The 20,908-nt window shown below is 63.9% G+C and carries 21 protein-coding genes; 14 read left to right on the forward strand and 7 right to left on the reverse strand.

Going from position 1 to position 20,908, the window contains the following annotated elements; translation table 11 throughout:
• Positions 1–89: 89 nt before the first annotated feature.
• A complete protein-coding gene (locus IVB13_RS19905; protein ID WP_018458603.1) occupies positions 90–569 on the reverse strand; it encodes an Lrp/AsnC family transcriptional regulator in 480 nt (159 codons plus the stop codon).
• A 134-nt stretch (positions 570–703) separates the two neighbouring features.
• On the opposite strand from IVB13_RS19905, the gene ald reads away from it, so the two are divergent.
• The gene (gene ald / locus IVB13_RS19910; protein ID WP_247490127.1) at positions 704–1,819 is read left to right on the forward strand and encodes an alanine dehydrogenase; all 1,116 of its coding nucleotides are present in this window, start codon (positions 704–706) and stop codon (positions 1,817–1,819) included.
• Between the two features lie 9 nt (positions 1,820–1,828).
• Here the strand turns inward: ald and IVB13_RS19915 are convergent, their stop codons facing one another.
• Complete coding sequence (locus IVB13_RS19915; RefSeq protein WP_204510736.1) at positions 1,829–2,464, reverse strand: DsbA family protein; 636 nt, start codon at positions 2,462–2,464, stop codon at positions 1,829–1,831.
• Positions 2,465–2,665: 201 nt separating this feature from the next.
• On the opposite strand from IVB13_RS19915, the gene IVB13_RS19920 reads away from it, so the two are divergent.
• Together IVB13_RS19920 and IVB13_RS19925 are read left to right on the forward strand one after the other, a co-directional pair.
• Positions 2,666–2,884, forward strand: coding sequence for a hypothetical protein (locus IVB13_RS19920; RefSeq protein WP_007593267.1), 219 nt, complete (start codon positions 2,666–2,668; stop codon positions 2,882–2,884).
• A gap of 149 nt (positions 2,885–3,033) precedes the next feature.
• Positions 3,034–4,092, forward strand: coding sequence for a putative sulfate exporter family transporter (locus IVB13_RS19925; protein WP_085352331.1), 1,059 nt, complete (start codon positions 3,034–3,036; stop codon positions 4,090–4,092).
• A 74-nt stretch (positions 4,093–4,166) separates the two neighbouring features.
• On the opposite strand, the gene IVB13_RS19930 is transcribed toward IVB13_RS19925, so the two are convergent.
• The 5 genes from IVB13_RS19930 to IVB13_RS19950 form a co-directional block, all read right to left on the reverse strand.
• Positions 4,167–5,039, reverse strand: a complete 873-nt coding sequence (locus IVB13_RS19930; protein WP_026233618.1) for an ABC transporter ATP-binding protein — start codon at positions 5,037–5,039, stop codon at positions 4,167–4,169.
• Positions 5,036–5,905, reverse strand: a complete 870-nt coding sequence (locus tag IVB13_RS19935) for an ABC transporter permease (RefSeq protein ID WP_198288234.1) — start codon at positions 5,903–5,905, stop codon at positions 5,036–5,038. The genes IVB13_RS19930 and IVB13_RS19935 overlap by 4 nt, the downstream gene beginning before the upstream one ends.
• Positions 5,906–5,940: 35 nt before the next feature.
• Positions 5,941–7,362: an ABC transporter substrate-binding protein gene (locus IVB13_RS19940; RefSeq protein ID WP_018458609.1), complete on the reverse strand. Its 1,422-nt coding sequence runs from the start codon at positions 7,360–7,362 to the stop codon at positions 5,941–5,943.
• 180 nt (positions 7,363–7,542) lie between these two features.
• The gene (locus IVB13_RS19945; RefSeq protein ID WP_198293387.1) at positions 7,543–8,319 is read right to left on the reverse strand and encodes a Crp/Fnr family transcriptional regulator; all 777 of its coding nucleotides are present in this window, start codon (positions 8,317–8,319) and stop codon (positions 7,543–7,545) included.
• 195 nt (positions 8,320–8,514) lie between these two features.
• Positions 8,515–8,811, reverse strand: a complete 297-nt coding sequence (locus IVB13_RS19950) for a gamma-butyrobetaine hydroxylase-like domain-containing protein (RefSeq protein ID WP_018458611.1) — start codon at positions 8,809–8,811, stop codon at positions 8,515–8,517.
• Positions 8,812–9,020: 209 nt separating this feature from the next.
• On the opposite strand from IVB13_RS19950, the gene IVB13_RS19955 reads away from it, so the two are divergent.
• The 11 genes from IVB13_RS19955 (at position 9,021) to IVB13_RS20005 (ending at position 20,907) form a co-directional block, all read left to right on the forward strand.
• Positions 9,021–9,794 carry a ferredoxin--NADP reductase gene (locus IVB13_RS19955; protein ID WP_085352335.1) on the forward strand — a complete coding sequence of 258 codons (774 nt, stop codon included), beginning with the start codon at positions 9,021–9,023 and terminating at the stop codon, positions 9,792–9,794.
• Between the two features lie 104 nt (positions 9,795–9,898).
• On the forward strand, positions 9,899–11,641 hold the full coding sequence (locus IVB13_RS19960; protein WP_247404460.1) for a fumarate reductase/succinate dehydrogenase flavoprotein subunit: 1,743 nt from the start codon (positions 9,899–9,901) through the stop codon (positions 11,639–11,641).
• A 28-nt stretch (positions 11,642–11,669) separates the two neighbouring features.
• Complete coding sequence (locus IVB13_RS19965) at positions 11,670–11,903, forward strand: ferredoxin family protein (RefSeq protein ID WP_007593252.1); 234 nt, start codon at positions 11,670–11,672, stop codon at positions 11,901–11,903.
• A gap of 2 nt (positions 11,904–11,905) precedes the next feature.
• Positions 11,906–12,883: a HEAT repeat domain-containing protein gene (locus IVB13_RS19970; RefSeq protein ID WP_085352336.1), complete on the forward strand. Its 978-nt coding sequence runs from the start codon at positions 11,906–11,908 to the stop codon at positions 12,881–12,883.
• Between the two features lie 111 nt (positions 12,884–12,994).
• On the forward strand, positions 12,995–14,167 hold the full coding sequence (locus IVB13_RS19975; protein WP_026233621.1) for a fumarylacetoacetate hydrolase family protein: 1,173 nt from the start codon (positions 12,995–12,997) through the stop codon (positions 14,165–14,167).
• Positions 14,168–14,612: 445 nt separating this feature from the next.
• Complete coding sequence (gene ytfQ, locus IVB13_RS19980; protein WP_018458617.1) at positions 14,613–15,578, forward strand: galactofuranose ABC transporter, galactofuranose-binding protein YtfQ; 966 nt, start codon at positions 14,613–14,615, stop codon at positions 15,576–15,578.
• Between the two features lie 119 nt (positions 15,579–15,697).
• On the forward strand, positions 15,698–17,242 hold the full coding sequence (locus tag IVB13_RS19985) for a sugar ABC transporter ATP-binding protein (RefSeq protein ID WP_247490129.1): 1,545 nt from the start codon (positions 15,698–15,700) through the stop codon (positions 17,240–17,242).
• Entirely contained in the window at positions 17,239–18,231 is a 993-nt protein-coding gene (locus tag IVB13_RS19990; RefSeq protein ID WP_018458619.1) for an ABC transporter permease, read from the forward strand. The genes IVB13_RS19985 and IVB13_RS19990 overlap by 4 nt, the downstream gene beginning before the upstream one ends.
• Positions 18,228–19,208 (forward strand): galactofuranose ABC transporter, permease protein YjfF, encoded by a 981-nt coding sequence (yjfF, locus tag IVB13_RS19995; protein ID WP_247404455.1) that lies wholly within the window; start codon positions 18,228–18,230, stop codon positions 19,206–19,208. Before IVB13_RS19990 ends, yjfF begins: the two co-directional genes overlap by 4 nt.
• The gene (locus IVB13_RS20000; protein WP_018458621.1) at positions 19,205–19,984 is read left to right on the forward strand and encodes a FadR/GntR family transcriptional regulator; all 780 of its coding nucleotides are present in this window, start codon (positions 19,205–19,207) and stop codon (positions 19,982–19,984) included. The genes yjfF and IVB13_RS20000 overlap by 4 nt, the downstream gene beginning before the upstream one ends.
• Positions 19,981–20,907, forward strand: a complete 927-nt coding sequence (locus IVB13_RS20005; RefSeq protein WP_247490131.1) for a Gfo/Idh/MocA family oxidoreductase — start codon at positions 19,981–19,983, stop codon at positions 20,905–20,907. The genes IVB13_RS20000 and IVB13_RS20005 overlap by 4 nt, the downstream gene beginning before the upstream one ends.
• The last annotated feature ends 1 nt before the right edge of the window (position 20,908 follow it).

Consider the following 20,908-nt stretch of genomic DNA (forward strand, 5'->3'; position numbering starts at 1 on the left):
GGGGGCACGCCTCCGCCGGCCAATAGCGCCCAACGGACCACCGACCGGTTGGTTCCTTGCCAGCAGTTCGCCTTTCCGAGAGGTTGCGGTCAGCGCTTTGCTTCGCCGAACACCACATTCGGCACGGCGCGGTCGACAACTTCGCGCAGCGCGAAGCTCGATTGTACCCTCGCGACGCGCGGCAGGCGCGACAGCTCCATGCGGTGGATGCGCTCGAAATCCTGGATATCGCGGGCGAGCACGATCAGGATGTAGTCGTCGGTCCCCGACATCAGGAAGCAGCGCACGACGGACGGGCATTTCACCACCTCCGCCTCGAACGCCTTCAGCGCCTCATCGCTCTGGCTTTCCAGCGCGATACGGACCAGCACCGTGGTGGTGAGGCCGAACTGCGCGAGGTCGAGCGTGGCCTGATAGCCCTGGATATAGCCGTCGTCTTGCAGCGCCTTCTGCCGCCGCGCGAGCGCGGTGCTTGATAGCCCGACCTTGTGCGCGAGCTCGGTGTGACTGGCCCGCGCGTTGGTCGTGAGCTCCGCGAGGATGGCGAGATCTTTCCTGTCGAGGGCCAAGGTTTCGTTTCCAGCGTGAAAGGGCGTTTGCGCGCCGGAAACCGGCGCAGGGAGGCCAAAGCTAGCGGATATTTGCACGAAACCAAACAGGGCACGTCGCTACGATCATGAGGTGAATCACAAGGAGGCCCGGGATGCGCGTCGGTGTGCCCAAGGAAATCAAAGTGCAGGAATATCGCGTCGGGCTCACCCCGGGTGCGGTCCGCGAATATGTCGCCGTGGGGCTCGAGGTGACGGTCGAGACCGGTGCGGGCGGCGGCATCGGCGCCTCCGACGAAGACTACCGGCGGGCAGGGGCCACCATTGCCGAGAGCGCGCGCGATATCTTCGCGAAGTCCGACATGATCGTGAAGGTGAAGGAGCCGCAGACAAGCGAGTGGCCCCAGCTCCGCGAAGGCCAGATCCTGTTTACTTACCTTCATCTTGCGCCGGATCCCGAACAGGCCAGGGGTTTGCTCGCCTCCGGCTGTACTGCGATCGCCTATGAAACCGTCACCGACGCGGCCGGTCACCTCCCCCTGCTTGCGCCGATGAGCGAAGTCGCCGGCCGCCTCGCTATCGAGGCCGCCGGCGCCGCGCTCAAGCGCTCCGCTGGCGGTCGCGGGCTGCTGCTGGGCGGTGTCCCTGGCGTGCAGCCGGCGCGGGTCGTCGTGCTCGGCGGCGGCGTGGTGGGAACGCAAGCCGCGCGCATGGCCGCGGGCCTTGGCGCCGAAATCACCGTGATCGACCGCTCCATTCCAAGGTTGCGGGAGCTTGATGATCTCTTTGTCGGACGCGTGCGCACCCGCTTCTCCACCATCGAGTCGGTCGAGGAGGAGGTGTTCGCCGCCGACGTCGTGATCGGCGCGGTACTGGTGCCGGGCGCGAGTGCGCCCAAGCTCGTCACGCGTGCGATGCTGACATCGATGCGCCCAGGCGCCGTGCTGGTCGACGTCGCGATCGATCAGGGCGGCTGCTTCGAGACCTCGCACCCGACCACGCATGCCGATCCGACCTATCTTGTCGACGGCATCGTGCATTATTGCGTGGCCAATATGCCCGGCGCGGTGCCGGTGACGTCGAGCCAGGCGCTGAACAACGCGACGCTGCCGTTCGGCTTGATGCTCGCGAACAAGGGTTTTGCTGCTGTGCTGGAAAATCCACATCTGCGCAACGGACTGAATGTGCATCGCGGCCGCATCACCAATAAGGCGGTGGCGGAGAGCCTCGGGCTGGAGTTTGCTCCGCTGGGGAGCGGACTGGCGGCGTAGCGTTGCTGCTCATGCTGGCTTGCGATGGCGTCTGCCGAGCGCGGCTTCGATCGTCTCAGGCTTCTCGATGCGTTCGATCAGCATGTCGATACGGTCGCCGCCCCAGAACAACTCGCCGTTGAACACCATGGTCGGCACGCCGAACACGCCGAGCGCTTCGGCCTCGTCGATGATACGGTCATGCTCGGCGCGGGCGGGGCCATGGACGTAGGCTTCGAACTCACTGGCCGAGCCACCGCAGGACGTGATGACGTCCGTGATTGCGGCGAGATCGTCGATCTCGAGCTCATGGCTCCAGAACCGACGAAACACCGTGTCGTGATACGGACGGAAGAAGCGGTGCTGTTGGGCGAACAGCATGCCGACGCTGGAATAGAACGCGTCGTAGATCCGCCGGGGCCCTTTCATGATGAGCCCTTGCGCATTGGCATAGCGCCGGGCGTCCATATAGGCGTAGCGCACCTTGCGCCAGAAATGCGGCGTGCGCTGTTCCACGGTCCCCATGAATTCGGCAACGCGCAGCGTATAGGGCAGCCATTCGAGCTCGACGCCGTGCGTCTCCTGCAGTTCGAATAGGCGCTTGTTGGCCACGAACGCGTAGGGGCTCTTGTAGTCGGTGTAGACGCGCACGCGGGGGTTTGGCATTGGCAGATTCCTTTCATACGCGCGGCGCTACCTGCTAGCCGTGGCGCCGGTGTCCAAATAGGCCGGAAGAAGAAAACTATTGCTCCGGGACCGTCCGGCGAAAGGAGTTTCCCCTCCGGCAGGCAAAAAAGCCAATCGCTTCCATTGCTGTTTGGGGCCGAAACGACGACATTTCCGTGAGAAATTGATGGATTGACTGCCATGGAACGCACCAGGTTTGAACCTTTCGGCGAGCAATTGGTGTCCGCAACGGACACCCAGCCGCGCTCGCGCGGGTCAAAGCTGCTGCTGCGGGTCGGCACCGGGCTGTTCTGGTCGCTGGTCGCCGGTATCGTGCTGGCGCGCGCGGCCTTCTTCGAGCCCGGCGTCTATGACGGCTTCAGCCGCGTCGCCTCGCTGGCCAAGAGCCTGATCTTCTAAGGCGCGCCTGATCTTCCAACGGGCGCCTGATCTTCCGAGCCAGATTATTCCGGATTGAGGATAGAACTTCCCTCGGCCCTGATATGTCGAAAACTTATTCCCCAATCGGATGGCGCTGCGTATAAATCCTTCTCCTTGGGGAGAGATTTGTGTCGCAGAATCAAGCATCCAGCCCGGCCGACGCCAAGCGGACCACGGCCATCAGCCGCATCGTCGCGCTGATTCCCGGGATCCTCCTCTGCATCGCCGTGGCCGGCGTTTCGGCCCTGCTCGAACGGGCGGAATTGGGCATCTTCGAACATCCCTATGTCGAGGCGCTGGTGATGGCGATCTTGCTTGGCATGGCTGTGCGCAGCTTTTGGAAGCCCGCGCCGCGCTGGCAGTCCGGCATCGCCTTCAGCGCCAAGCAGCTGCTCGAAGTCGCCGTCATGCTGCTGGGGGCCTCGATCAGCTTCGCTGCTATCGCGGCGTCCGGCGTCGCGCTGTTGGCCTCGATCGCGGCCGTCGTTGTGGTCGCGCTCTGCGTTTCCTTCGGCATCAGCCGGCTGCTTGGTCTCTCGACGCGGCTCTCGATCCTGATCGCCTGCGGAAACTCGATCTGCGGCAATTCGGCGATTGCGGCGGTGGCGCCGATCATCGGCGCCAACAATGACGAGATCGCATCCTCCATCTCCTTCACCGCGATCCTCGGCGTGATGATGGTGCTCGGCCTGCCGCTGCTGATTCCGCTGCTGCAGCTATCGGCTACGCAATACGGCATCCTTGCAGGCCTCACTGTCTATGCCGTGCCGCAGGTGCTGGCTGCGACGGTGCCGGCGGGACTCGTCTCGACGCAGATCGGCACGCTCGTCAAGCTGATGCGCGTGCTGATGCTCGGGCCGGTGGTCGTCGGCCTCTCGCTGACGGCGTCGCGCTGGCACAGCGATGCCAAGAAGACCAATGTCGGCTTCTTCCGCCTGGTCCCGTGGTTCATCCTCGGCTTCCTTGCGCTGGCGACCTTGCGCTCGCTCGAGATCGTGCCGTCCACGGTGATTGCCCCGATCACGCGGATCACGGGTTTTCTCACGGTGGTATCGATGGCCGCGCTTGGCCTCGGCGTCGATGTGAAGGTGCTTGCCAATGTCGGGGGACGGGTGACGGCGGCCGTGACCTTGTCGCTACTGCTGCTGCTCGGCATTAGCATCGCGCTGGTGCACTGGTTCAAGTAAGGCAAGCTGCTGCGCATACTCCACTTCCTTCTCCCACAAGGGGAGAAGGAAGTCAGCGCGCAAGTCGAAGATCCCTAAATCACATCCGCGAGCGAATGCCCGTGCAGCTCGATGTTCAGCCCCTGCATGCCCATGTCGTTGAGCTCGCCGCCCATCGCCTTGATGCTCTCCTCGCGGATCAGCGACATCAGTCCGCGGCGCAATGCCAGGAATTCCGACGACATCATCATCGACTGCTGCCGCGGCCGCTCCAGCGGGATCGGAATCTCCGCCTTGATCGAGCCGGGGCGTGCGGTCATGCAGTAGACACGGTCGGACAGGAAGATCGCCTCGTCGATGTCGTGGGTGACGAACAGCACCGAGATCTTCAGCCGCTGCCACATGTTGGTGAGGATCTGCTGCATGATGACCCGGGTCTGCGCGTCGAGCGCGCCGAAGGGTTCGTCGAGCAGCAACACTTTGGGTCCCGTCGCGAGCGCGCGGACGATGCCAACGCGCTGCTTCATGCCACCTGAGAGTTTCTCGGGGTAATGCTTTTCGAAGGCTTCGAGGCCCGCGAGTCCCAGCAGCGTGCGGGCGGCGCGCTCGCGCTGCGAGCGCGGCATGCCGCGCATCTTCAGGCCGAACTCGACGTTCTCCCGCACGGTCTTCCAGGGAAACAGCGAATATTGCTGAAACACCATGCCGCGCTCCGCGCTGGGGCCGTTCACCTTCTCGCCGTCGACGGTGACGATGCCCGTGGTCGGCTTGAGGAAGCCGGCAACCGCGTTGAGCAGCGTCGACTTTCCGCAGCCGGAGGGCCCGACGATCGAGACGAACTCGCCAGGCTTCACATGAATCTGCGTATCGGCGACGGCTTCGACCGGCCCCTCGATGCTGTCGTAGCTGAGGGAGAAGTTCTTGACCTCGATATGGCCTTGCGGTGCCTTGACAACGATCTCACTCATCTTGACCTCCACGGCATCACCAATTGTCCGGCGCCTCGGATCAACATGCTCGATCCGAGGCCAAGCACGCCGATCGCGATCATGCCGAGCGCGATGTCGGCATACTGGACCAGCGAATAGGCCTCCCAGGTGAAATAGCCGATGCCGTACTGTCCGGAGATCATCTCGGCAGCGATCAGCGACACCCAGGCCACGCCCATGCCGACGGTGAGGCCGGTGAAGATGTGCGGGAGCGAGGCCGGAAAATACACATCGCGGAAGATCGAGCGCTCCCGCGCGCCGAGACATTGCGCGGCACGCACCAGCACGGGATCGACCAGCGACATGCCGTGCAGCGTGTTGACCAGGATCGGGAAGAACGATCCGAGGAACGTGATGTAGACGATGCTCTGCTCGTTGGTCGGCCACAGCATGATCGCCATCGGCACCCAGGCGATCGCCGGGATCGGCCGCAGCACCTCCGCCACGGGAAAGATGATCTCGTGGACGAGCTTGAAGCGGCCCATGATCAGGCCGAGCGGCACCGCGACGATCGCCGCGAGCGAGAAACCGAAGAAGATGCGGCGGCAGCTCAAGAGGACGTGCAGCAGGAATTTCGGATCGTGGATAGCCTTGGTGAAGCTCGCATAGACCGCGAGCGGCGAGGGCACGTTGGTGAAGCGCACGAAGAACACGACGCGATAGGTTGTCAGCAGATGCCAGACCAGCAAGAAGGCGAGCAGCGAGATGATGCCGATCGCGGTCGCGCGCAGCCCGCCCCGGTTGAGCCGGTACCAGCGCAGTGCGAGCGTGCCGAAGGAGGGTGGAGACGCGGGTGGCGTGGAGGCGGGCATGGCGCTTGCCTCCGCGATTGCACTTGCCGGCATGCTGTCCTCGGAATGTCTGAGGAGGGCGGGACTGCTCACGTCTTGCCCCCGCCGACCGCCGCCTTCACCGCGTCGTCGAAGCCGAGCACCTTGCCGCTGATCTTGGCGGCATAGGCTTCGGCGTCCTTCTTCAGCAGGAACGGCGCAACCTCACCATTGCCGACCGCGAAGAAAGCCTGGTCTGCGAACAGCTTGATGCCGCGGGTGGTATCGAAGACGTAGGCGACGTTGATCTTCCTGCCCTTGGCCTTGTAGTCGGCATAGGCGCCGAGCGTGCAGCTGGCTGACGAGAAGGGCACGATGCCTGAATCGTCGACCCAGACCTCGCCGGCCTTGCGCGGATCGGCGATCGGCTTCTTGCAGAAGGAATCGTCGCCGGAGATCTCGTAATTCTTGGTGCTCGCAAGCTGCGCGTCGTAGTCGAGCTTCATCTCGGAATAAGCTTTACGGATGTAGCTGTCGTCGACCCATTTCTTCGGCTCGAACTCCTTCATCCGGCCGAGGTTCTGCAGCACCTTGACGTCAGCCGCGGCGGCGTCGATCAGCGCCGGCTTGATCGAGGGATCGGTGGTCATGTTGCCGCTGGGGCCGAGGAAGATGTAGACGACCTCCTTGCTGATGCCGGTCCATTCCTGGATCTTCTCGGCGGCGAGCTTGGGATCGTCCCGCAGCCATTGATTGGCGGCGATCACCGCCTTGAAGTAGGCGACGACGACTTCCGGGTATTTCTCGGCGAAATCGGTTCGCACGACGATGCCGTGGAAAGTCGGGAGATTGGTCTCGACGCCGTCAAAGATCTTTCGCGCGAAACCGCGGAACGGCAGCAACTCGGCGAACGGAACGAAGTCGGCATGCGCGTCGATCTTCTTCTCCTGGAGATTGGTCGAGCCGACCTCCGGGCTTTGGCTGACCAGCTGGAAGAAATCAGATGCATAGCCGCGGTCCTGCATCGCCTTCAACACCATGCCGTGCGCGGCAGAGCCGAACGGCACGCTCACGAGCTTGCCCTTGAGATCGGCGAGATCGTAGTAGGGCGAATCCTTGTGAACGACGATGCCGTTGCCGGAGCCCGACAGGCTGTAGGCGGCGATACCGATCAGCCGGCTCTTGCTCTCGGGATTGCTGTCGAAAGTGAAGCCGTTCACGATCAGCGGATAGTCGCCCATCATGCCGATCTGCAGCTTGTTGGCCATCATCGCGTTGGTGACGGGCGGGCCGGAGGTGAAGTTCTGCCACTCCAGCTCGAACTTGATGTTGGCGTATTTGCCGTCCTTCGGCAGATATTTTTCGAGGAGATGGAGCTGGCGGATGACGACGCCGGCGGTCACCGTGTTGGTCGTGGTGTCCTGCGTTCCGATGCCCAGCGTGACGGTTTCCGCCGCGGCCGGCTGCGCGAGGAGAAGCGCCAGCGACGTCACCGACATCGCGATCGAGAGCGTGGGAAGATGGCGGACCATTCTCATCCTCATTCGGTTGGATGTGCTGTGGTTGCCATGATTGGGTGAGGGCGTGGGCAGGGCAAATCCGGAATGAGCGCCACAGTCGATTAGTTGCCGGGAAAAGTTGATTGCATACTCCTTGGGCAGTCCTGCACTATTAAGCCGCTTGCATGGGCACCGGCCTGGTCGCAAGCTCGGTCAGTCGGCCGCCTGCCCTCGCATTTCTTCCAGCACGTCGGACCGGCAGACCACGATCTGCGAGCGCTTGGTCAGCACGATTCCCTTTTCCTGCATGCGCTTCAGGCTGATCGTGACCCATTGTCTGGTGGCACCGACCATGTGGGCGATATCGGCATGGGTGAAGGCGGCCGCGATCACCCGGCCGTCGGCGTCATCGACGCCATAGAGGTCGACGAGATGCAGCAACAGATGCGCAAGGCGCTGTGTGATCGAGCGGGTTCCCAACATCTGGGCCAGCGCCGAATAGCACTTGCCCTTGAAGGTCAGGCCTTCGATCAGGCCGATCGCGAGGTTCGGGATCTCGACCGCAAGGGATCGTAGCTCCTTTCCGGGCAGATGCACCACGCTGCAATTGCTGGATGCAACGCCGGACCATTGATGCACGGTGCCTTCGAACACTTCCGGCCCGCCGACGAAATTGCCGACATGCCAATAGGCCAGCGTGATCTCGCGGCCGAGCGGAGAGGTGTAGAACACCCGGATCCGGCCGCTCTCGATCAGCCAGATACCGTCATGCTTGCCACCCTGGCTGAACAGCGTCTGGCCACGGTTGAGCACTTTTCGGCGGCCCTGCTTCAGCACCAGCTCCCGCTCGCGCTGGCTGAGCTTGTCCATCAAGGGCGGCGGTCCGCCGATCCATTGCTGGTTCTCGGTGAGCAGCAGCGAGGAACCGCCGGTAGGCCGGACCGTTGCGGGAACCGTCCCGCGAACCACATTGGCCGCCGCCTGCAACATCATCTGCCTCCGGAACGTTCAAACCGTTCTAAAGAGGAGCAATGTCCGTGCCAGATTCACTCCGCTGTCATCGCCCGGCTTGACCGGGCGATCCAGTATTCCAGAGACGTCAATGGGCTATCGAGAAGCCGCGGCGTACTGGATTCCCGCCTTCGCGGGGAATGACAGCGAAGCTTGGAAGACGACCTGTGGCGTCTACCGCCCCACCAGGCTCAGCAAATACGGCTTCGGGTAAATCCCCCGATTGTGCCCATCCGAAAACGAGATGTTCAGCCCGTAACCGAGATCGCCGATCTCGGTGATCGCGATGCCTGGAAACCGCTCGGGAAAGCGGCCGTCGAAGCGGGCGCGGGTGCAGTGGGCGCATTTGCAGGAGAGGCGGAGCGTTTCCGCCGCCAAGTCCAGCGTGTCGTCCTGAGCGGTGCGGACGCGGAGCGTCGCGAGGTCGGCGCTTGCTTCGTAATCTGCCACGGTCGGTCCCACCAAGGTCATGATGTGTCTCCGACCCTTCTCTACCTTGCCGCAGCACTGCCGCGATAGCAACTAATTGCCAGGCGCAGGGTGCGCGGCGCTGATCGTCGCTGCCTGCTGTTCGATCATCGCCCACGAAATGTGAAACTAATCGACCGGCAATTTCAGTTCGGCGTTGCCGGATTCCTGTCTCTCCGAAACCTTGTGCGCAATCGAGATCAGGAGAGACAATGAGCGCATTTCAGAAGGAAACGGTTTTGTCGGTCAGGCACTGGACCGACAGCCTGTTCAGCTTCACCGCGACGCGCGATCCGGGCTTCCGCTTCCAGAACGGCCAGTTCGCGATGATCGGGCTGGAAGTCGAGGGCAAGCCGTTGCTGCGAGCTTACAGCATGGCGAGCGCCAATCACGAGGAGGCGCTCGAGTTCTTCTCGATCAAGGTGCAGGACGGTCCGCTGACCTCGCGCCTCCAGAAAATCAGGGAAGGCGACGTCATCCTGGTCGGCCGCAAGGCCACGGGCACGCTGATCACCGGCAATCTCATTCCCGGCAAACGCCTGTTGCTGCTCTCGACCGGAACGGGACTCGCGCCGTTCGCCAGCCTGATCAAGGACCCCGACGTCTACGAGAATTACGAGACCATCGTGCTCGCCCATGGCTGCCGCCAGGTCTCCGAACTCTCCTATGGTGAGCACCTCGTCGAAGGCCTGCGCAGTCACGAGTTCTTTGGACCGCTGATCGGCGACAAGCTCGTCTACTATCCCACAGTCACCCGCGAGCCGTTCAGGAACCGCGGACGCATCACCGACCTGATCGCGTCGAACCAGCTCTTCGAAGACATCGGTCTGTCAGGCCTCGATATCGAGACCGACCGCATCATGCTGTGCGGCAGCCCGGCGATGCTGGAGGAACTTCCCGCGATGCTCTCTGGGCGCGGGTTTGTCGAGGGCAATCACAGCAGGCCCGGCCATTTCGTGATCGAAAAGGCCTTTGTCGAGCGCTGAGGCGCAAATCGCAGCCCCGCGACAACTAATTGCTATCGCCGGGACGCCTGCTGAACAAATCTGATGCAAAGGCGCCGGACCTGCCGGCGAACCAGGAGCAAGCGATGTCACTAGATCAGATCGTCGACGGACTTTCGGAGGTTTCCTGCGACGTGCTCGTCATCGGCGGCGGCACGGCGGGCCCGATGGCGGCGTTAAAGGCGAAGCTGAAGAATCCGAAGGCCAATGTCGTGCTGCTCGAGAAGGCCAACGTCAAGCGCTCCGGAGCGATCTCGATGGGCATGGACGGCTTGAACAACGCCGTCATTCCCGGCTACGCGACGCCGGAGCAGTACACCAAGGAAATCACCATCGCCAATGACGGTATCGTCGATCAGAAGGCGGTCTACAAATACGCGCAGAACTGCTACTCGATCATCGAGGAGCTCGACAGTTTCGGCATCCGCTTCCTGAAGAACGAGAACGGCGACTACGCTGTCAAGAAGGTGCATCATATCGGCACCTACGTACTGCCGATGCCGAACGGCGAGACCGTGAAGAAGGCGCTGTATCGCCAGCTCCGCCGCGCCCGCATCCTGATCTCCAACCGCTACATGGCGACGCGGCTGCTCAAATCCGCCGGCGGCCGCATTGCCGGCGCGATAAGCGTCAATACCCGCACCGCCGAGATGCTGGTGATCAAGGCCAAGGCCGTCATCCTGTGCATGGGCGCCGCCGGCCGTCTCGGCCTGCCGACCTCGGGCTACATGTTCGGCACCTACGAGAACGCGGCCAATTCCGGCGACGGCTATTCCATGGCCTATCACGCCGGTGCAGCACTGGCGAACCTCGAATGCTATCAGATCAATCCGCTAATCAAGGACTATAACGGCCCGGCCTGCGCCTACGTCGCCGGTCCCTTCGGCGCCTTCACCGCCAACAACGAGGGATCGCGCTTCATCGAATGCGATTACTGGTCCGGCCAGATGATGCTGGAGTTCTACAACGAGCTGTTGTCCGGGAAGGGCCCGGTGTTTCTCCAGCTCAAGCATCTTCACCCCGACACCATCTCGGAGATCGAATCGACGCTGCACAAGGTCGAACGTCCCACGCGCGGCCTGTTCCAGCAGGGGCGCGGGGTCGACTACCGCAGCGAGTCGATCGAGATGCACATCTCCGAGATCGGCTTCTGCTCCGGTCACAGCGCGTCGGGCGTGTTCGTCGACGACAACGCGCGCACCACCGTCCCGGGCCTCTATGCCGCCGGCGACATGGCGAGCGTGCCGCACAACTACATGCTCGGGGCCTTCACCAACGGTTCGGTCGCCGGCGTCGACGCGATGGAGTTTGCGGACAATCACGACTTCGCGGAATTCGACGCGGCTGAGGTCGCCCGCGAACGTGACCGCGTCATGGCGCCGACCAAACGCGAGGACGGTATTCCGCCGAACCAGATCGAGTACAAGACGCGGCGTCTCGTCAATGACTATCTCCAGCCGCCGAAAGTCACGCGCAAATACGAGCTCGGCATGCGCCGGCTCGCTGAAGCGAGGGAAGACATGCAGGAGCGCATGATCGCGCGCAATGCGCACGAACTGCTCCGCGCGCTCGAAGTCCAGTCGATCATGGATTGCGCGGACATGGCTGTGCATGCCTCGCTCTACCGCGAAGAAAGCCGTTGGGGCCTCTATCACTGGCGGACGGATTTCCCGGAGAAGGACAACGAAAACTGGTTCTGCCACACGCTGCTGAGTAAGCAGGACGGCAAGATGACCAGCGAGAAGCGTGCCGTGGAGCCCTATATCGTACCGATCGCCGACGATGAGAAGGATCTCTACGACAAGCAGCGCATCCGCGCGACAGCCTGACCCGCCGCACAAATACAGGAGACATACGATGCCTCTCGCTTCCTATCAGACATCGGTTCCGGTGGTCGTCGATGACGCCAAATGCATCGCGGACAAGGGCTGCACGGTGTGCGTCGATGTCTGTCCGCTCGACGTACTGCGTATCAGCGATATGACCAACAAGGCCTACATGGCCTATGACGAATGCTGGTACTGCATGCCCTGCGAGGCGGATTGCCCGACCGGCGCCGTCACCGTCAACATTCCTTATCTCCTGAGGTAGCCATGTCGAGCCCGTTCGAATCCTACGACGATCTCGAAGACGCCGACGAGCGGCTCCAGGCTGCCGATCCAGGGGAGCGCCGCGTCGCGATCATCGCGCTCGGCCATTCCGGCGATCCCGCCGCCGTCGGCCATCTCGCCAAAATGGTCGCCGATCCTGATGCCGGCGTCCGCCAGCAGGTCGCGATGGCGCTCGGCGAGTTCGACGGGCCGGAGGCCGCGGCTGCGCTGGTGAAGCTGCTCGTCGATCCTGAACGAATCGTTGCGTCCGCCGCGGCCGACAGCATGGCGGAGTTCAAGGATCCGGCTTGCGCCGAGATCATCCTGCCGCTGGTCAAGCATGCCCACGCCTTCGTCCGCATGGGCGCGTTGCGTGCGCTGAAGGAGCTGCGCTGCAAGGACACACTGAAACCGGCGCTGGAAGCGCTCCAGGATTCCGATGCCGCCGTGCGGGTGCAGGCGATCGGCGTGATCGGGTTCCTCAAGCTGGAGGAATCAATTCCGGCGCTGACCGCGCTGATCAACGATCCCGACGCGCATGTGCGCCGTGCCGCCGTCAGCGCGCTCGCCTTCTCGCAGATGAAGCCCGCGGCCGAGATGATCACGCGCGCGTTGAAGGATTCGGACTGGATGGTGCGGGAGATGGCCGCGGAAACGCTGGGCCTCAACGTCAACGGATCGATTGCCGCCGACCAGCTCATCGCTTCGCTCAGTGACGAGTTCTGGCAGGTGCGGCTGAAGGCAATCCGCAGCCTTGGCCGGATGAAGATCGAGCGCGCGGTGCGCCCGATCGGCAACTGCGTGAACCATGAGCAGGCCAATCTGCGGAAAGAGGCGGCGGCTGCGCTTGGCGAGATCGCCCACCACGACGGCGAAGCGTTCCTTGCCGTCATCGCCGACGATCCCGATCCCGAGGTGCGCAAGAACGCGCGCTGGGCGCTTCAGCAGATTGCGGCCCGAAAAGCGCGGGCGGGGGCATAGAAGCGCGGCGGGCTGCCGCGCTGGACTTCCCGTCCCAGACGTTTATTGGTCTTCGCCAATGTGATAGGCCTCCGCGAGCGAGGCCGATCCGAAAAGAGCGAGGATACGCCCATGACGACATTGACGGTAAAGGACCTTCTTCCCGAGGACGGCACGCGGGGAACGCTCGTCGGCCGCGTCTGGCTGCCGCAGGCGAATGGCCCGGCCGTGGTCGCCGTGCGCGGCGATGGTGTGTTCGACGTCACCGCAAAATTCCCGACCGTCAGCGCACTCTGCGAGGAAGACAATCCGGCGAAGGCGCTTGCCGCGACCAAGGGCGAGCGCATCGGCGATCTCGAGGCCATCGTCGCCAACACGCCTCCCGATCAGCGCGATCCGAAAAAGCCGTGGTTGCTTGCGCCCGTCGATCTCCAGACGCTGAAGGCGGCCGGCGTCACCTTTGCCATCTCGATGCTGGAGCGCGTGATCGAGGAGCGGGCAAAGGGCAATCCGGCCTCGGCCGAAGCGATCCGGAAGGAAGTGACCCGGCTGATCGGCGACGATCTGTCGAAGCTCAAGCCGGGCTCGGACAAGGCGATGCACCTGAAGCAGGTGCTGATCGACCAGAACGCCTGGAGCCAATATCTCGAGGTCGGCATTGGCCCCGATGCCGAGGTCTTCACCAAGGCGCCGACCTTGTCGTCGGTCGGCACCGGCATGGATGCGGGGCTGCATCCGAAGTCGACCTGGAACAACCCCGAGCCGGAGCTGGTGCTGTTCGTCTCGAGCCGCGGCACGATCGTCGGTGGCGCCCTCGGCAACGACGTCAATCTGCGCGACTTCGAGGGCCGTTCGGCACTGCTGTTGTCGAAGGCCAAAGACAACAACGCCTCGTGCTCCATCGGCCCGCTGCTGCGCCTGTTCGACGACAGCTTTACCCTCGACGACGCCCGCAAGCTCGACATCAGCCTGAACGTCAAGGGGCAGGACGGTTTCGTCCTCGACGGCCATTCCTCGATCAGCATGATCAGCCGCGATCCGACCGATCTGGTCGAGCAGACCATCGGCAAGGTGCACCAATATCCCGATGGCTTCGTGCTGTTCCTCGGGACCATGTTCGCGCCGGTTAAGGATCGCGACGCGCCGGGACAGGGGTTCACCCACAAACGCGACGACATCGTCACGATCTCGGCGCCCCAGCTCGGCAAACTCGTCAACCGCATGCGGGCCAGCGACGAATGCGAGCCCTGGACGTTCGGCATCGGCGCGCTGATGAAGAATCTCGCGCAGCGCAAGCTGATCTAGCTCACTGCACGCCGGATGTGGGGGACTCTCCACGAGTCGCTTTGCCTCGATCGACGCAGAAACTCTCTCCCCACCGTCATTGCGAGCGGAGCGAAGCAATCCAGAATCCCTCCCCGGAAAGACTCAGGATTGCTTCGCTGCGCTCGCGGTGATGGGGGGAGGGGTTGCGGGTTCGCCTTTCACCATCCTCCTAGACAGTGTCTTCGCCCCAACTGCCGCATCATTTCGTTCATCTCCGCGTTGCATCCGTGGAATAAAATCGCGCTGCGCGTGACATAGAAGTCGCTCATCCGCTCGCGCGCGCTTTCCCCCTCAATAGTCAAATAATATGACTAGTCGGAACCAAACTTCCGTGAAATAGTCCCTCCCGCCACCTCAAAGGTCGGCCTGTGGGTGCGATGCTACCAATCGGCGCCCCCGGATAACATTTTGGGAGACACGCCTGATGATCGTCAAAGCCCTCTTTGCGGCCAGCGCGACGGCCGCGTTGCTGCTCGCGCTGCCGGCGAATGCCGCCGAGCTCACCATTGGCTTCTCGCAGATCGGATCGGAATCCGGCTGGCGCGCGGCCGAGACCTCGGTCTCCAAGCAGGAGGCCACCAAGCGCAAGGTCAATCTCAAGATCGCCGACGCGCAGCAGAAGCAGGAGAACCAGATCAAGGCGATCCGCTCCTTCATCGCGCAGAATGTCGATGCGATCTTCCTCGCGCCCGTCGTCTCAACCGGCTGGGACTCGGTGCTGAAGGAAGCCAAGGAGGCCAAGATCCCGGTCGTGCTGCTCGACCGCGACATCGATCCCTCCGGCAAGGAGCTCTATCTCACCGCCGTGACCTCCGACAGCGTTCACGAAGGCGAGGTCGCGGGTGACTGGCTGGCGAAGACCGTCGGCGCCAAGGCCTGCAACATCGTCGAATTGCAGGGCACGGTCGGCGCGAGCGTCGCCGCCAACCGCAAGAAGGGGTTTGACACCGCTATCGCCAAGCATGCGAACCTGAAAGTGGTGCGCAGCCAGACCGGCGACTTCACCCGCGCCAAGGGCAAGGAAGTGATGGAAAGCTTCATCAAGGCCGAAGGTGGCGGCAAGTCGATCTGCGCGGTCTATGCGCACAACGACGACATGATGGTCGGCGCGATCCAGGCGATGAAGGAAGCCGGGCTCAAGCCGGGCAAGGAGATTCTCACCGTCTCGATCGATGCAGTCCCCGACATCTTCAAGGCGATGGTCGCCGGCGAAGCCAATGCCACGGTCGAGCTGACGCCGAACATGGCAGGCCCCGCTCTCGATGCCATCGCGGCCTTCAAGGACAAGGGTACCGTTCCGCCGAAATGGATCCAGACGGAATCCAAGCTCTACACCGCCACCGATGATCCGCAGAAGATCTACGACAGCAAGAAGGGCCTCGGTTACTGAGGCGAGAGTGTCGCCGGACGGCCGTGCTTCGGCAGTCCGGCGATCCCGCTCGAAACCGCTGCGCGAACGAACAGGCTCCGTGTCCGCATTGTCAGCGGGCGCCCTTGGGAGTGAATGTCATGGAGAACAGCCAGGATTCCGCTGCTTCCCTGCTGGAGGTGCTTGGGATCAGCAAGAGCTTTGGCGCCGTGCGTGCGTTGCAGGAGGTCGACTTCACGCTTCGCGCCGGCGAGATCCATGCGCTGCTTGGTGAGAACGGCGCGGGCAAGTCCACGCTGATCAAGGTCGTCACGGGCGTATTTCCGCGCGATGCCGGCATCGTCAGACTGGGCGGCGAAGAGGTCGCGCCGCGCTCGGCCAAGGCGGCGGTTCAGGCCGGCATTGCGACGGTCTATCAGGAAGTCAATTTGCTGCCGAATCTCTCGGTGGCGCAGAACCTGTTCCTGGACCGGCAGCCGACGCGCTTCGGCGTCGTGCGCGAGGGCGAGATGCGACGGCGCGCGAAGTCGCTGCTCGCGGATTTCGGTCTCGACATCGACGTATCAGCGCCGCTTGGCAATTACTCGGTGGCGATCCAGCATGTCACCGCGATCGCGCGCGCCGTCGATCTCTCCGCGCGCGTGCTGATCCTGGACGAGCCGACCGCGAGCCTCGACCGCCATGAGGTCGAGATCCTCTTTCGCATCATGCGTCAGCTTGCCAAGCGCGGCATTGGCATCGTCTTCGTCAGCCATTTCCTCGACCAGGTCTACGAGATCTCCGATCGAATCACCGTTTTGCGAAATGGTCGCCTTGTCGGCGAGCGCGAGACCGCGTCGCTGTCGCGGCTCGAGCTGATCCGGATGATGCTCGGCCGCGAACTGGCCGAGACCACCAGCGCGCGGGCCGCGACGCGCGACCATCAGGCCCGCGAAGTCTGCGCAAGCTTCGAGAATTATGGCAAATCAGGCTATGTCGCGCCGTTCAATCTCCAGCTGCGCCATGGCGAGGTCGTCGGCCTCGCCGGCCTGCTCGGTTCGGGCCGGACCGAGACGGCGCGGCTGGTGTTCGGCGCCGAGCGCGCCGATGGCGGGCAGGCGAGGGTGGAAGGCGCGCCTGTCCGGCTTCACTCGCCGCGCGACGGCGTGCGCCACGGCTTTGGCTATTGCCCTGAGGAGCGCAAGACCGACGGCATCGTCGCCGAGCTCACCGTGCGCGAGAACATCGTGCTCGCGCTCCAGGCCAAGCGCGGTCTACATCGGCCGCTGTCGCGACGCGAGCAGGACGAGATCGCAAGCCGTTACGTCAAGATGCTCGACGTTCGCCCGCCCGATCCGGAGCGTCCCGTTGGCCTGCTGTCCGGCGGCAATCAGCAGAAGGTCCTGCTGGCACGGTGGCTTGCGACCTCGCCACGGCTGCTCGTGCTGGACGAGCCGACCCGCGGCATCGACGTCGGCGCGCATGCCGAGATCATCCGCCTGATACGCGAGCTCTGCGACGACGGACTTGCGCTGCTCGTGATTTCCTCCGAGCTCGACGAGATCGTGACCTATTCCGACCGCGTGGTGGTGCTGCGCGACCGCGCTCATGTCGAGGAGCTCGCCGGCGAGGCCATCGACGTCGGCAGCATTCTCGCCGCGATCGCCGCCGATGGGGCCAGTGTCGCGCATGAGGGCAGGGCATGACCGCGCTGTTGCCGCGCCGCGGCCTTGCCCAGATCCTCGCGTTGATCGTCATCCTGGCGGTCGATCGCGTGGTATCGCCGCAATTCTTCGATCTGCGCCTCCAGGACGGCCGGCTGTTCGGCAGCCTGATCGACGTGCTCAACCGCGGCACGCCGGTGGCGCTGCTCTCGCTCGGCATGGTCCTGGTGATCGCGACGCGCGGCATCGATCTGTCAGTTGGCGCTGTGATGGCGATCTCGGGCGCGATCGCGGCGAGCCTCGCCGACAACCACAGTCTGGTCGTGGTGCTGGCGGCTGCGCTCGGCACCGGCCTGATCTGCGGGTTGTGGAACGGATTTCTCGTCGCGGTGCTCGGCATGCAGCCGATCGTGGCGACCCTAATCCTGATGGTTGCGGGGCGCGGCATCGCCCAGCTCATTACCGAGGGCCGCATCGTGACCTTCTCCTCGCCCGATCTGGTCTGGCTCGGCAACGGCTCCATCCTCGGCGTGCCGGTGCCGGTCGCGATTGCGCTGGGCATGCTGATCCTCACCGGCGCGGTGGTGCGCGGCTCGGCACTCGGATTGCTGATCGAGGCCACGGGCGGCAATGCGCGGGCAAGCGAACTCGCCGGCGTCGGCACGCGCGCGATGATTTTGGCGGTCTATGTCTGGTGCGGCGTTTGCGCTGCGCTTGCCGGCGTCATCGCGGCGGCCGACATCATGGGGGCGGATGCCAACAATGCCGGCCTCTGGCTCGAGCTCGACGCCATCCTCGCGGTGGTGATCGGCGGCACCTCGCTGTTCGGCGGCCGCTTCAGTCTCGTGCTGGCCGTACTTGGCGCGCTGATCATCCAGACCATGAACACCGGCATTCTGCTGTCGGGCTATCCGCCGGAGTTCAATTTGCTGGTCAAGGCGGTGGTGGTGCTCGCCGTGCTGCTGCTGCAATCGCCGAAGCTGTCCGGCTTTGCCGGCGTCGTGACGCGGCTGCGGAGGACCAAGGCATGAAAGGCCTGCCGCCCGTCCTCATTACCGCGGTCGTGCTCGTCGCGGGATTTGCGCTCTGCGCGATGCAGTTTCCCAACATCGCTTCCACTCGCGTGGTCGGCAATCTCCTGACCGACAATGCCTTCCTCGGCATCGTCGCGACCGGTATGACCTTCGTCATCATTTCCGGTGGCATCGATCTCTCCGTCGGCTCGGTAATCGGCTTCACCACGGTGTTCGTCGCGCTGGCGATCGAGCGCTGGGGAATGCCGCCCCTGGTCGCCTTCGTCGCCATTCTCGCGCTCTCGGCCGCCTTCGGAGCGGCGATGGGCGCGGTGATCCATGTCTTCGATTTGCCGCCTTTCATCGTGACGCTCGCCGGCATGTTCTTGGCCCGGGGTGCCAGCTTCCTGCTCTCGACGGAATCGGTGCCGATCACGGCACCGGTCTATTCCACCGTGTCGGACTTCGCACTGCGACTACCCGGCGGTGGACGGCTGACGGCGGTCGCGATCATCATGCTTGCGATCGTGATCGGCGGCGCATTGCTGCTGCAGCTCACCCGGTTCGGCGCCAATGTCTATGCGCTCGGCGGCAGCCGGGCGACCGCGAGCCTGATGGGCGTCGCCGTCGGCAGGATGACGGTGAAGATCTACATGCTATCGAGCCTGCTCGCCGGCATCGCCGGCATCGTCTTCTCCTTCTACACCAGCGCCGGCTACTCGCTGTCCGCCGTCGGCGTCGAGCTCGACACCATCGCGGCCGTCGTGATCGGCGGCACGCTGCTCACGGGCGGTCAGGGCTCGGTGATCGGCACCTTCCTCGGCGTGTTGATCCAGGGCATGATTCAGACCTACATCAATTTCGACGGGACACTGTCGAGCTGGTGGACCAAGATCGCGACCGGCGTGCTGCTGTTCGCCTTCATCGCCTTGCAACAAGGATTGGTCGCGCTCGCGCGCCGGCCTGTGGCAAAGCGCGCGGGAGTAGTCTCATGACCACCTCGCGCATCCTCGTCATCCCGACGCGCCGGGCGCACTCCAATCACGCGGAGGTGGCCCGTTCGATCGGCGTTGACATCATTGCCGGCCGCTACGCGGAGGGAACGCGCCTGCCTGGCGATGCCGAAATGATTGCGATGTTCGGGGTGTCGCGGCCGGTATTGCGGGAGAGCGTGAAGACGCTGGTCGCCAAGGGTCTGCTCACCACCAAGGCCCGCGTCGGCACTGTCGTGCGCGAACGCGTCGCCTGGAACATGTTCGACGCCGACGTGCTGGCCTGGCACCTGGACGCCGGGATCGACAAGCGTTTCCTCAACGACCTGGCCGAGATCCGCCTCGCGGTCGAGCCGCGCGCGGCGATGTTGGCGGCGGCGCAGCGGTCGGAGCAGGATCTATCCGAGCTTCGGCGCTGCATGGAGCGGATGCGACTTGAAGCCTCCGACTCCGTTGGCTTCGCCGATGCCGACCTCGCGCTCCACGTCGCCGTGGCGCGCGCCTCCGGAAATCTGTTCATGCGCTCGATCGGGCACGTCATCGAGGCTGCGTTGCGCGCCTCATTCCTGCTCAGCGCACCGGTCGAACCGGAGGACCGCGACACCGTTCTGCTCTGGCATCAGAAGATCGTCGATGCCATCGCCGCCGGTGATGCCACGACTGCGTCGGAGGCGATGGTCTACGTCATTCACAACGGCATGCGCCGCCACGAGGGTACAGTGATCGAGACTGTACCGGCCGAAGCGCTGCCGTCCGCGGAAGCTGGAGAAACATCGTGACTGAACTTCGCATCGCCATCGTCGGCTTCGGCAAGATCGCGCGGGACCAGCATGTCGGCGCCATTGCAGCGGTTCCCGGCGCGACGCTGGCCGCCGTTGCCAGCCGCAATGCCTCGTTCCCGGATCTGCCGCATTTCGCGACCATCGAGGAGCTGCTGGAAAAAGGTCCGCCGATCGACGCGGTGTCGCTCTGCACGCCGCCTCAAGTGCGCCGCGCCCAGGCGGTCGCAGCGCTGAGGGCCGGCAAGCACGTCATGCTGGAGAAGCCGCCCGGCGCCGGCGTTGCCGAGCTCGATCCGCTGATCGCGATGGCGGGTGAAACCAAGCGAACGCTGTTTGCGACCTGGCATTCGCGCCATGCGCCGGCAGTCGAGCCGGCGCGCGAGTGGCTCGCCGCGCGCCGCATCCGTTCCGTGCACGTCAACTGGAAAGAGGACGTCCGCGTCTGGCATCCCGGGCAGGCATGGATCTGGGAGCCGGGCGGGCTCGGGGTGTTCGATCCCGGCATCAATGCGCTGTCGATCCTGACCAGGATCCTGCCGAAGCCCGTGTTCGTCAACGCGGCCGAGCTCGCCTTCCCCGCCAATTGCCAGGCGCCGATCGCCGCGAAGCTGACGCTGACCGACATCGACGGCCTACCTGTGACCGCCGAGTTCGACTTCCGCCAGACCGGGCCGCAGAGCTGGGATATCCTCGTCGAAACCGACCAGGGCCGGATGACGCTATCACGCGGCGGCCGGATCATGGCGATCGACGGCAAGACCGTTGCCGAGGCGCCCGATGAGGAATATCGGGAGCTTTACCGGCACTTCGTCGCGCTCGCCGCGACAGGCGCGAGCGACGTCGATTTGGCGCCGCTTCGTCTCGTCGCGGACGCCTTCCTGCTCGGCAGGCGCACGATCGTCGAACCGTTTGTGGGTTGAT

Origin of the sequence: Bradyrhizobium sp. 17 (assembly GCF_023073515.1) — a bacterium.
Taxonomy (GTDB): Bacteria; Pseudomonadota; Alphaproteobacteria; order Rhizobiales; family Xanthobacteraceae; genus Bradyrhizobium; species Bradyrhizobium canariense_D.

Bases quoted from the DNA above. Each gene is read 5' to 3' on its own strand.
- yjfF (WP_247404455.1), top strand. From the start codon at position 18,228: ATGAAAGGCCTGCCGCCCGTCCTCATTACCGCGGTCGTGCTCGTCGCG.
- IVB13_RS19915 (WP_204510736.1), bottom strand. From the start codon at position 2,464: ATGCCAAACCCCCGCGTGCGCGTCTACACCGACTACAAGAGCCCCTAC.
- IVB13_RS19975 (WP_026233621.1), top strand. From the start codon at position 12,995: ATGACGACATTGACGGTAAAGGACCTTCTTCCCGAGGACGGCACGCGG.
- IVB13_RS19970 (WP_085352336.1), top strand. From the start codon at position 11,906: ATGTCGAGCCCGTTCGAATCCTACGACGATCTCGAAGACGCCGACGAG.
- IVB13_RS19920 (WP_007593267.1), top strand. From the start codon at position 2,666: ATGGAACGCACCAGGTTTGAACCTTTCGGCGAGCAATTGGTGTCCGCA.
- IVB13_RS19960 (WP_247404460.1), top strand. From the start codon at position 9,899: ATGTCACTAGATCAGATCGTCGACGGACTTTCGGAGGTTTCCTGCGAC.
- IVB13_RS19955 (WP_085352335.1), top strand. From the start codon at position 9,021: ATGAGCGCATTTCAGAAGGAAACGGTTTTGTCGGTCAGGCACTGGACC.
- IVB13_RS19935 (WP_198288234.1), bottom strand. From the start codon at position 5,905: ATGCCGGCAAGTGCAATCGCGGAGGCAAGCGCCATGCCCGCCTCCACG.
- IVB13_RS19985 (WP_247490129.1), top strand. From the start codon at position 15,698: ATGGAGAACAGCCAGGATTCCGCTGCTTCCCTGCTGGAGGTGCTTGGG.
- IVB13_RS19940 (WP_018458609.1), bottom strand. From the start codon at position 7,362: ATGGTCCGCCATCTTCCCACGCTCTCGATCGCGATGTCGGTGACGTCG.
- IVB13_RS19965 (WP_007593252.1), top strand. From the start codon at position 11,670: ATGCCTCTCGCTTCCTATCAGACATCGGTTCCGGTGGTCGTCGATGAC.
- ald (WP_247490127.1), top strand. From the start codon at position 704: ATGCGCGTCGGTGTGCCCAAGGAAATCAAAGTGCAGGAATATCGCGTC.
- IVB13_RS19945 (WP_198293387.1), bottom strand. From the start codon at position 8,319: ATGTTGCAGGCGGCGGCCAATGTGGTTCGCGGGACGGTTCCCGCAACG.
- IVB13_RS20000 (WP_018458621.1), top strand. From the start codon at position 19,205: ATGACCACCTCGCGCATCCTCGTCATCCCGACGCGCCGGGCGCACTCC.
- IVB13_RS19950 (WP_018458611.1), bottom strand. From the start codon at position 8,811: ATGACCTTGGTGGGACCGACCGTGGCAGATTACGAAGCAAGCGCCGAC.
- IVB13_RS19990 (WP_018458619.1), top strand. From the start codon at position 17,239: ATGACCGCGCTGTTGCCGCGCCGCGGCCTTGCCCAGATCCTCGCGTTG.
- ytfQ (WP_018458617.1), top strand. From the start codon at position 14,613: ATGATCGTCAAAGCCCTCTTTGCGGCCAGCGCGACGGCCGCGTTGCTG.
- IVB13_RS19930 (WP_026233618.1), bottom strand. From the start codon at position 5,039: ATGAGTGAGATCGTTGTCAAGGCACCGCAAGGCCATATCGAGGTCAAG.